General features: G+C 32.1%; 7 protein-coding genes and 2 pseudogenes. 2 read left to right on the top strand and 7 right to left on the bottom strand.

The window, feature by feature from the left end:
- Positions 1–175 precede the first annotated feature (175 nt).
- Positions 176–1102: an Rpn family recombination-promoting nuclease/putative transposase gene (locus ACQ4M0_RS02105; RefSeq protein ID WP_438456575.1), complete on the bottom strand. Its 927-nt coding sequence runs from the start codon at positions 1100–1102 to the stop codon at positions 176–178.
- Between the two features lie 229 nt (positions 1103–1331).
- On the bottom strand, positions 1332–3035 hold the full coding sequence (locus ACQ4M0_RS02100; protein ID WP_438456566.1) for an ankyrin repeat domain-containing protein: 1704 nt from the start codon (positions 3033–3035) through the stop codon (positions 1332–1334).
- Positions 3036–3192: 157 nt separating this feature from the next.
- Here ACQ4M0_RS02100 and ACQ4M0_RS02095 point away from each other — a divergent pair.
- A pseudogene (locus ACQ4M0_RS02095) lies at positions 3193–3456 on the top strand (recombinase family protein); the annotation flags it as partial.
- A gap of 154 nt (positions 3457–3610) precedes the next feature.
- Positions 3611–4475 (top strand): annotated as a pseudogene (locus ACQ4M0_RS02090) (IS982 family transposase).
- 538 nt (positions 4476–5013) lie between these two features.
- Here ACQ4M0_RS02090 and ACQ4M0_RS02085 read toward each other — a convergent pair.
- The 5 genes from ACQ4M0_RS02085 to ACQ4M0_RS02065 form a co-directional block, all read right to left on the bottom strand.
- Positions 5014–5382 (bottom strand): IS1096 element passenger TnpR family protein, encoded by a 369-nt coding sequence (locus ACQ4M0_RS02085; RefSeq protein WP_438456567.1) that lies wholly within the window; start codon positions 5380–5382, stop codon positions 5014–5016.
- A gap of 251 nt (positions 5383–5633) precedes the next feature.
- Positions 5634–6707, bottom strand: coding sequence for a hypothetical protein (locus tag ACQ4M0_RS02080; protein WP_438456574.1), 1074 nt, complete (start codon positions 6705–6707; stop codon positions 5634–5636).
- Between the two features lie 207 nt (positions 6708–6914).
- Positions 6915–7097 (bottom strand): Hsp20 family protein, encoded by a 183-nt coding sequence (locus ACQ4M0_RS02075; protein WP_438456573.1) that lies wholly within the window; start codon positions 7095–7097, stop codon positions 6915–6917.
- Positions 7048–7293 carry an Hsp20/alpha crystallin family protein gene (locus tag ACQ4M0_RS02070; RefSeq protein ID WP_438456572.1) on the bottom strand — a complete coding sequence of 82 codons (246 nt, stop codon included), beginning with the start codon at positions 7291–7293 and terminating at the stop codon, positions 7048–7050. Before ACQ4M0_RS02070 ends, ACQ4M0_RS02075 begins: the two co-directional genes overlap by 50 nt.
- A 228-nt stretch (positions 7294–7521) precedes the next feature.
- A complete protein-coding gene (locus ACQ4M0_RS02065; RefSeq protein WP_438456571.1) occupies positions 7522–9462 on the bottom strand; it encodes an ankyrin repeat domain-containing protein in 1941 nt (646 codons plus the stop codon).
- Positions 9463–10188 lie beyond the last annotated feature (726 nt).

The raw sequence follows: 10188 nt of genomic DNA, 5'->3' as shown, positions 1-10188 counted from the left end.
TTATAATAGTTCGAACGTGATAAGATATGTATTTGTGTCGATAGTAGGCCAGTAGTGTATTACGATACGTTCGGATTATTGTGAAAAGAGCTATACGTACGGAACAGATTAATGATGGGCAAATAAATTCAAGACCTCAAAGTGATTTTACTCAGGATAGAAGTTTAAGGTTAAATTAACTTCTTAATTTTTGAATCTCATCCAAAGAAAGGCCTGTGATTTTAGCGATAACATCAATAGAGACACCGGCCTTAAGTGAATTTTTTGCAACTTCAATTTTACCTTCAATTTTACCTTTTTCATGGCCGATCTGGATGCCTCTTTCTTCGCCGATTTGGATGCCTTCTTGTCTACCTTCCAGTCTACCTTTAGCAGAAGCGTCATCGAGCCGTTGAGCCAAAATAGCCTCTTCTTTCTGTACATTCAAAACTCTCTCTTCGTATGCCGCTAGATCCTTTTCATTCCAACTAAATTTGTCTAATTCGTCATATGCTAGCTTTATTATTGGGTCTTTTTCTGCAATATCTTTTAGGTCTTCATCGGTAGTATTTTCTGCGTACCGGAAAAAGAAGCACCACCTTTCTACTGTGCTCTCTAGTTGCTCTACTTTGTTTTTTGTAAATTTCGGCAACTCAATAAAGATGAATTGAAAATCCTTTAAATAATGGCCATTAGTTTTGATCTCTCGTATATTATGAGTGGAAATGTATTCAACTTCTGGAGGAAAGAGAGTACTATTAGAAATAGCAATAAAGAATACTTTCTTAAAATCAATGTAATTGCCAGATTGTCTTGAGTAAGCTTTAGCAGCATAGAGTTGAGCGCGTTTTTCAAAGCCCTTATCACGAGCAAGTTGCATTTCCGCAATATACCTATTTCCGTATGAATCCTTGCAAAGAACATCAACGATGCTTTGTTTATCAGAAGCAATCTCAGGATTCATGATAGTGCTAAGGAACTCAACATCTTGAATAGTGTTAACCCCAGTAAAGCCTAAGATGTCATTTAAGAAGTGAATAAGGATATTCTTATTTTTCTCAGTGCCAAATATTTTTTTGAATGTCAAATCTAGCTTAGGATCTAAAAATTTAGAAAGAGCCATAACGAACTAACCTAAAAAGCATTAATAATTATACACAATTCTGAAGAAATATTCAACTAAAATTCAAACATGTTAGTCAGAGAATGATCTACTCAGAAGGACTAGCATTTTAGGCTTTATAGGGTTTCTATACATCTTTATTACAATTATTTCTGTTTTGAAATTAGTGAAGATGCCTAATAGAGATTGATTTTTATTAACATTAAAGTATACATTGGCTAGTATCCTCTTAACTTAAGCCCATAGTTTTTGAACATTCGCTTTGACTTGAATGCTGATGCAGATTTAGATCTTGTATTTGAGACGTAGGGTAAGTAAGTTCATCCAGTAGTTCCATAACTTTTTTTGTAGTACTTTTCTTATCATTTTTCTCAGCAATATCTACTGATTGATAGAATAAACTGTAGTCCACAGGAATATCTTTAAATTTTAAGAACTCAGCTATATCTTTTATTTTTTTTAGAGTACTCTCAATTATCTTGATATCACTATCGTTCTTTACTCCATTAAGAACATTAAATAAAATAGAAATTTGATGTGATATATCTGGATTTGCCTTATACTTAAGAAGTAACTTCGTCATTTCTTCATTATTACCAGTAATAGAAAAATATAAAGGTGAAAGGCCTTTCGTATTTATAACACTAGGGTTTGCTGAATGGTTAAGTAACAGATCAGCTATATCATTCCTATTACTAACCACAGCATTAAAAAGAGGAGTTGTGCCATTTTTCCAGCTCTTGATATTAGGATTCGCACCTTTATTAAGTAATAATTCAATGATAGTACAGTCACCAAGTTTTACAGCAAGGTGCAATGCTGAAAGCCCGTTCTTATCTCTAATGTTAGGATTAGTACCCTTATTCAATAGTATACTTACTTTAGATTTCTCTTTACCTTTTATTGCTTTGATTAAACAATCATTTTTTTCTACATGTTGCTTATGTTTTGAGTTAAATTCGTCTACTTCCTTTTTAGCATCTGCAAAACCATAATTACGGCCATAGTCTTCTTGCATCATGCTAACAATACCTGGTTGCTTCAGTACGTCTTCATATGTACTATAGATACATCCATGATCAAGAAGTAAGTTAGTCAAGTTTGGCTGTTCTTCTAGATAACTGTCAGATTGAACAATATCATACAGTATTGTGCAACAGTTATAATTAGCTTTAATATTAGGATTAGCACCATTAATAAGAAATTTTTCAATTCTTCTGATGTTTCTGTTATCATGAACATTACCTGGGTCTGAAGCATTGTCAACCCGCGTTTTCGCACTAACCATTTCACCAATGTGAAAATCAGCAGATCTTGCTAGATAATATAAAGATGTCTTACCACTTATATCTTGGACGTTAGGGTCTGCACCATGATCAAATAGTAGTTGAATAATGCCTTCATCAAATACATAACATTGCTTATCTCTAAAAACAGCAGCAGTACACATAAGCTCAAGAATGGTAATGCCTTGTATATCAAGTGTTCTATTAGGGTTTGCTCCTTTTTTAATTAATTCAATAATGGCTTCTTTCCAACCATACATTATCGCTAATTGAAGTGGCGACAACTTAGATTCAGTGCTCAGAATAATGCTGTTTATGATAATAGGTAGAACTATTATTTTAGAGCAGGAATTGTTTTTTATAGCAGTAATCTCTTCATCATAGATTTTTAGACCGTTTAATATGTATAAATTTTTTACACCTCTACATCTACTACGCCCAATGAGCTCATCAACGGTAATTTCAGCATTTTTTATAGTGGTAATGGCGTTATCATCTATAAGTCTATTATGAATAAGTGCATCAATAGTAAACTCATAATTAACATCTGCTCCTAAATCAATTAAACGGAGGATATCTTTCATATCATTCCTTACAACAGCTTTGAAAAGACTTTTATCTAAAATAACTTGATTACTTATATGCATAACAGCCTCTATAAATTTGCTAGCACAATATAAGCTAAATAACATTGTATTTCAACAACGAAATTAAAATAGTTGCAATAATTCAGACCCAATCTAGCATGATATTTTTTGTCCACAAAACTTAGCTATATGCTAATGCTCTTGCTTTGATTTCCCCTTACTGAAAGCAGTGGTAAGAGCCTACCTGTGGAAACGACAACTAGAAGAGGGAAAATATGGAAGCATAAGAGAGATGAGTGCCAAAATTAATATAGGTACAAGACGTATACAGCAAATTTTAAGACTGAATTATTTAACACCAAAGATCAAAGAAGACATAGTAAATGGGAGGCAACCAAGGGGATTGAAGTTAGTGGATTTGAGAGAAATACCGGTGCTGTGGAGTGAGCAATTAGAGAAGTTTTATGAATTAGAGGCGTAATTACACCATTTATAAAAAGAACAAAAGGAGAGAAATGAAAACCACCAAAACTATTGAAACCCCAGTTATGGATTAGAAAATAGATAAAAGTAGAAGTAACAAAGAGGGGAACAGGGTAAACTCGAGTATTTTAGCAATAATTAAGAGGTTACCCATGAAGAAAGATATAACAGAACTTTATTGTTTCATAGAAGATTTTTGTCGCATTGCTGATGAAAAATTTTCAGAAAGGCTTCTATCAAATGGCAAAAAACCAACAAGAATACCTGAAATTACTGTACCAGAAATACTTACTATAATCTTACTTTACCACCAATCGCCGTGCAAAAATTTTAAATTTTTTTACTTGAATTATCTTAAATTATTGTACAGTTCTGAGTTTTCAAAACTTCCTTCGTATCATAGGTTTGTTGCTCTAAAATCAAGGGTTTTATGGTATTTAGCACTGCTTTTGCAGTGGTTCTGCGAGCAAGCAAAGATTACTGAAATTTCCTATATTGATACAACTGCAATCGCTGTTTGCCACGCAAAAAGGATCTCAAAAAATAAAGTTTTCAAAGAGTTGGCAAATATAGGAAAAACTACCTATGGGTGGTTCTTCGGTTTTAAGTTGCATCTGGTAATCAATGAAATAGGTGAAGTTCAAGGTATTACGCTCACTAAAGGTAGCGTTGATGACAGAAAACCAGTGCCAAATTTGACTAAAAAATTGACAGGGCTTTTGTTCGCAGATAAAGGCTATATCAAGAAAGAGCTCTTTGAGAAACTCTTCGATAGAGGCCTAAAACTTGTCACTAAAGTAAAAAAAGGTATGAAAAACGTACTAATTTCACTAAAAGAGAAGATTTTATTGAGAAAAAGGTCAATTATTGAGACAGTTTTTGGTTGTTTGAAAAATAAATTTGAGCTTACGACACAGATCGCCAATAAATTTTTTGGTACACATTTTTTCAACACTAATTTCATATTCTATGCAGCAAAAAAAGCCTTCTATTTCTAAGTTTTATTGCCTTGGTTAATCCATAACTGGGGTTTGAAAGGTATTGCTGAGAAATAGGAAAGATAGCCAAATTGCCGCTATTGCAGTTGGTATAGAGGAATAAAGGACTTTTGATGTACCAAAAGATGTTGAGGCAAAAGAACAAACTAATGCTGAAAAAGCTATAAAAATCGACACTCAATTGTGTAAAAATATTAACAAAGATAATGATAATCCTAATATACTTCAACCTACATGTGAAACCAGCAAAAAAGCCCAGAACTTCTCAATAGAAAAGCAAACGACAGCACCTCTTTAGCTGTATGTTTTGATGGCGATACAACAGACAAAAAAACAATCCATAAAAGACAAGCAATCTTAGCTGATTTTGTTGGTACAGCGTTATCAGTGAGTAGTGTTGCATTGTATAGCTCTTTTTAAAATAATCCGAACAGAGCATAATATGCTATTGGCCTATATATAGAAATAAACACATATCTTATCTCATTCAGATTACTATAAGAAGGGCTATACTGCAAAATTAAAAAGAATAGGAAAAATTTGATAAGAGGTAGCACCTAAACTCTATTACTCATCATCATAATCAGGATATTGTGGAGGACTTGCTTTTTAGTAACTTTTGGATATCTTGTTTCAGTTTCTGCTTCAGTGATGCCACAACATTCTACTAAGAATTCCCAATTATCGCCATAATCAAAAAGAAAAATCATTTTTTTACCTGGCTCAAAAACTTTGTAGATATAAGAATTTTTGACGCTTTTTTCATTAGGTATAACAATCAGACTAGAATCAGTATCATAAAATAAAGTATATACTTCATTACTTTTATAAATATCATTTATGTTACTATAGAAACCAAATGAATGATCTAGCTCAAAATTAAAAGCATTTATGATAGTTTCTGCAAACTTATGAAGACTAGACACGTACCTTTCAATGCCATCTCACGATAGATTTTTTTATCTAGAGAAATTTTAAATAGGTATGCTTTTTTTTTTCTTATCCACTTAATTTACCTTCAGCTTACATTAAATTAACCAATAGCAAAAAATAACACAAGTCAAATATAACCTTACCCACATATCTTACCATATTTGGAATATCACGAGAAATGCTATACTTTAAAAATGCTTATACTAACTGAACTTTGATTTATTCTTATAGCAGATACTTACTTTTAAATATGGTTATTGCTACAAATAGGCGTTCTTATGCCTTCAAGATGACTGTTTACTTTCAGCGAATCATCCAAATCATGCTCTACTTTTTGTGTTTTTATCTCGAATTTAAATCCTAATTTTTTGCAGAATTTTTGAAAATATTCTCTAATAATATCAAATAAGTTTCTACCTCCCTCTTTATAATTTTTTAATTCTTGAGGAACAGTAAGTGATAATTTACCACTTTTATAGGTTACACCATCCTTTCCATCTTGAGACTCAAGCGTAAATTTCAGTGAGGTGGATAGAACACATATTTTTTCTTCTGGATTATCAAATTTAGTTACAGGTATTTCCATATCAGACTTTACTCTTACATTATTATGACCAGTGTAATCAATATTCATTACTTTGTCAGGGTTTTGAAGTGTTAATCGATAATTGCTCAGTGCAGAGTGATACTCAATAAATATACCTGCTAAGTATCCTGCTTGATTACAATTAGTAACTAGTTCTTCTAAGATAGGGTCAGTTGGAACTTCTGCTTCAGCATATTTAAACATCTCCTTAAAAACTTCTTTTACAAATCGGCGGTAATTCTTATTCTCACCTCCTACTTCTAGTAATAGATGCATATGCTCTCTTCCGGCATTATAAAATCTCTCGAAATCTTTCCCATATGAGTTGGTTTTCTGATTATCAGGAATTTCAGAATTTTTGCAGTGACTTTCCCATAATTCATATAATGCATTATATGCAAGTTCCTTTTCAAGATCCTTGAGGACTGAATCAACAAAAGCTCTACCATAATCTGTATCTATTTCTCTTTGTTTTTTTCTTGCAGTTTCAGTACTGTATATATCATAACTATTAAAAAGGTTGCTTTTGCGATATTGAGCTCCTTCCATTAATGCAGAGGTTAAAACTGTATCTATAATTTTTCCATTAATAACAAAGTTCATTCTTGGAAAATCGAAATACATTGTTTCACCAGAGTTTGCTGATTTATTGCTCTCGCCAGCCTTTAATTTACTAAAACCAAATTCTTTAATTTTAGCACTTAATGTAACTACTGGATTTGCTTTACTCATACTCCCTCTTTACTAAAGCCTTCAAAACAAATTATACCATAAGAATTATTAATAGATTATTGACAATATGTAAGCGTAACAAAGGCCTTACACTATCTATATAATAAAACGCTAAGGCGAAAATTTAGATCTGGAAAAGATAAGGAAACTTCATCGCATTCCATCTATCATGATTTAAGCCTCAAATTAGAAGCCTGCTATTACTTACTAGTTAACTTTAACATCAATTTTCTTGATATACTTCTCCGACTTAGATATGGTTGAATGCAATACCCCATCTGAGAAATTAGCAGATACCTTATCTTGCTCTACATTTACTGGAAGAACTATAGAAAGAGCCTTAGTATCTTTCTCGATGATAAAACTGCTTATCTTTTGACTCGTTATCACATATCTTTTCGCCCTTCACTATTAAGCTGTCGCCAGGTATACTAATGTCTATGCTTTCTTTTGAAATACCTTGTAACTCTAGTGACAGACAATAGCTTTCATTTGTTTCATGAAAATTGCAAGCTGGTAATAAGCTACTACCTCTTCTGGAAAGCTCTGAGTCCCATCCTGTAAAGAAGCTATCAAAATATGTCATCAACAGCTCTTTGTAATCCTCTTACACTAAAGTTATCACGATTATTGTTTCTATTTGAATGAGCTATATTATTCATGCCGTACCTCCTTTCACTAATACATGTATTACATGATCATTCCACTTATTAATTTCAACCCCAAACCTGAAGTCATAACTTTTATTAGATCTGAAAAACTTTTCCAATTTACTATAACTTGATTATGAGAAAAAATCTTAATTTAATACTTTCTACCTAACAATTTCCTCCCTAGAATTAGAAACCCTTCTTAACTCTTCACGTTCTGTCCATTTGTTGTTAGACTCGCTTATTACTTCAGGACGCATTAATCCACCAGATCTAGCAAAAACACCTAGATCTATAGCTTCAATAACCGATAAACCTCCCAATAAGCAATTTTGCCCTATTTCTTCATGAATTGCTATTTCTTCAAATAGATCTTCATCACTCACTTCTACTCTTATCAATTTTTTATTGTTCTCATCAGGATATAATCTAACTTCTAATTCTCCCAAACTAGTATAGAAAGTTAATACTATATCGCTGCCTTCTGTAAGATCTGTATAATTCCTTATGCCGTTTTCAGTTTTAATTTCTACTTCACTTTTACCGATCTTTACTATATTTCTTCCACACTTTACCTCTCCATCGGTTAGACCTAAACCCCTTACCCCATCTGTTATCTTTATAATGTCTATTTTACTATCTTTAGAATATTCTAAGTAAAAAACGGAGTTGTCTACTCTTGCATCTTTTAGCTCTCTATTGGTTGCACTTTTTGCGATTTCAATAAACTTATGAGAATTGCTAACATAATCTATATAAGCTTTTTTTAGGTTAGTTTTATGCTCTTTAAATTCTGATGTCAGTGTGTTAGCATCAACTGTATTACCAAACACTGCCCCTTTTGATACTAATTGACATATTATACTACTAGAAACTTTAGGATTTTTTTCCAACTCACTGATTTTTTTCATCACATAATCGGTAAAAGTGTACTCATTACCTGAAAAGAAATCTTGTGAAAAAGAATAATTTAATCGTATACCAGACTTTATAGCATCATTTACAATCTCTTCAAGTTCAGCCATGTTTTGAGCTCGAAATACCTTATCAGAAAACTTATTTAACTTTTCCTTTTGATTTGAAGTTAAATTAACGAGTAATTTACTGGCTTGTCCTTTCTTTTGCTGACGATAAATATTTATATCATAATCTAATGCTCCTGCTTCTAAAAATATCTTTCTTAACTCTTGAGCAAGATCTTCATGATCCCAAGCAAAACGGTCAACATATGAAAATACTTTTGATTCACCCATTCCTTGCCGAATATTTAGCACCACTTTTAGGTCTGAATCTCTTTTATGCTTACTTAAAAACTCCTTTAAATTTTTAGTGCAGTCTGAATCGAGTACAAGTAAGTCATACAATTCTGCATTTAACTTTTTCTGTTTATCAGTTAAAAATAATTCTTCAATATCATAGCAGAGGTTATTAGTTGCTATTCGTTGTGGAGTTTTACCCTTTCTACTTGTTATATTAGGTTTAGCTCCTTTCAAAAGAAGAGAGTTTGCATTATCGTGGTGACCTTTGGCAGCAGCAAGGTATAATGGTGTTTTTCCTTTATTATCTTGTATGTTAGGATCTGCGCCTGCTTCTACGAGTAAATCTATAGCCTGATTTCCTGTGCGACGAAATCCACCAATATTTGCTCCTGCAATCGCATGCAATACTGTTGATTGAGATTCTCCTCTTCTTAGGTTAAGAATTACTTTTAAATCTTTATTGTTTCTATTATCATGTAAAAATTCTTCAAGAGGTTCAGTATTATCAAATGAACCACAGTTAGAAGCTAAACATTTTAGAGCACTAAGTAACTTTTTGTTTAAATTTTTTTGACTTGGCGTAAGATCGTGATCTAGAGCAAACCAAACACAAATTTGCTCGCTTAGCCCAAGTTTGCTATCAACTAAAGAAAGTAGTTCATTATGATTTCTAACTGATGGTAAATCTCCTGAGTACCACATATCATTCATCAGCTCATTTAATAAATGTTCTTTAGATGATAGATGTTCTATAATGGATTCATATTCAATATCATATAGTTCTGGTTTGGATTTTGGTTTTAGTAGATTGATGATAGATTTTACCATCCCAGTAGACTCACCCATACTTATCCCTCTAAGCTAAGATATATGATATATTGTATGCGATATGTAACATTAAGTCAATAACCATAATCTTTTTACTACTCACGTCGTTAAGCTTTTGTTAAGTTTTTATGGTGAGTACTGCTAGGTTAAAAGTTGTTTATTACTGGAAGTTTTAGCCAATTTTACTATAGATCAACAAAATTGAGAACACCAGTATATTTAATATATAGGAATATGATGCTTTAAAGGAGTACGGAAACTGCTGAAGTTTTTTTACAACAAACTTGTAAGGAGGAACTTCAGCAAAATGAATAAACACATGCCAATGTTAGTAGAGAATTATTTATAAGTCAACTAACTTTTTTAAAAAATATTTTAGTGAAGATACCATGCTAGTTAGTGTTATAAAGAATTGAATTATTGACTCTTCCTAAGATTGCAAAAAAGGTCGTATATTTGTGAGAACAAGCCGCGTAAAAATAAGGTTGTAAAAATAGAAGATTTAAATTATTTTCATAAGCTTAAGCAAAACAGTTCGTATATAAATTTAGCGAAAGTAGGCTAATATAGCTCGTTTTAGCGTATAGCAAAATCACTATAATAAAAAGTTCGTATGGTACACTTGGTAGACCAACACATCCCAATAAAAACACTTCTCACGTTCCTTGGTTTTGAATACTCGAAATGGTTATTTTATTTAAATTTTTAGTCAAATATGTTGCTAATAGTTTAGTTGATAGTAAA

Origin of the sequence: Wolbachia endosymbiont of Kerria lacca (assembly GCF_051602725.1) — a bacterium.
GTDB lineage: Bacteria > Pseudomonadota > Alphaproteobacteria > Rickettsiales > Anaplasmataceae > Wolbachia.
This window is presented reverse-complemented; position numbering and strand designations above follow the sequence as displayed.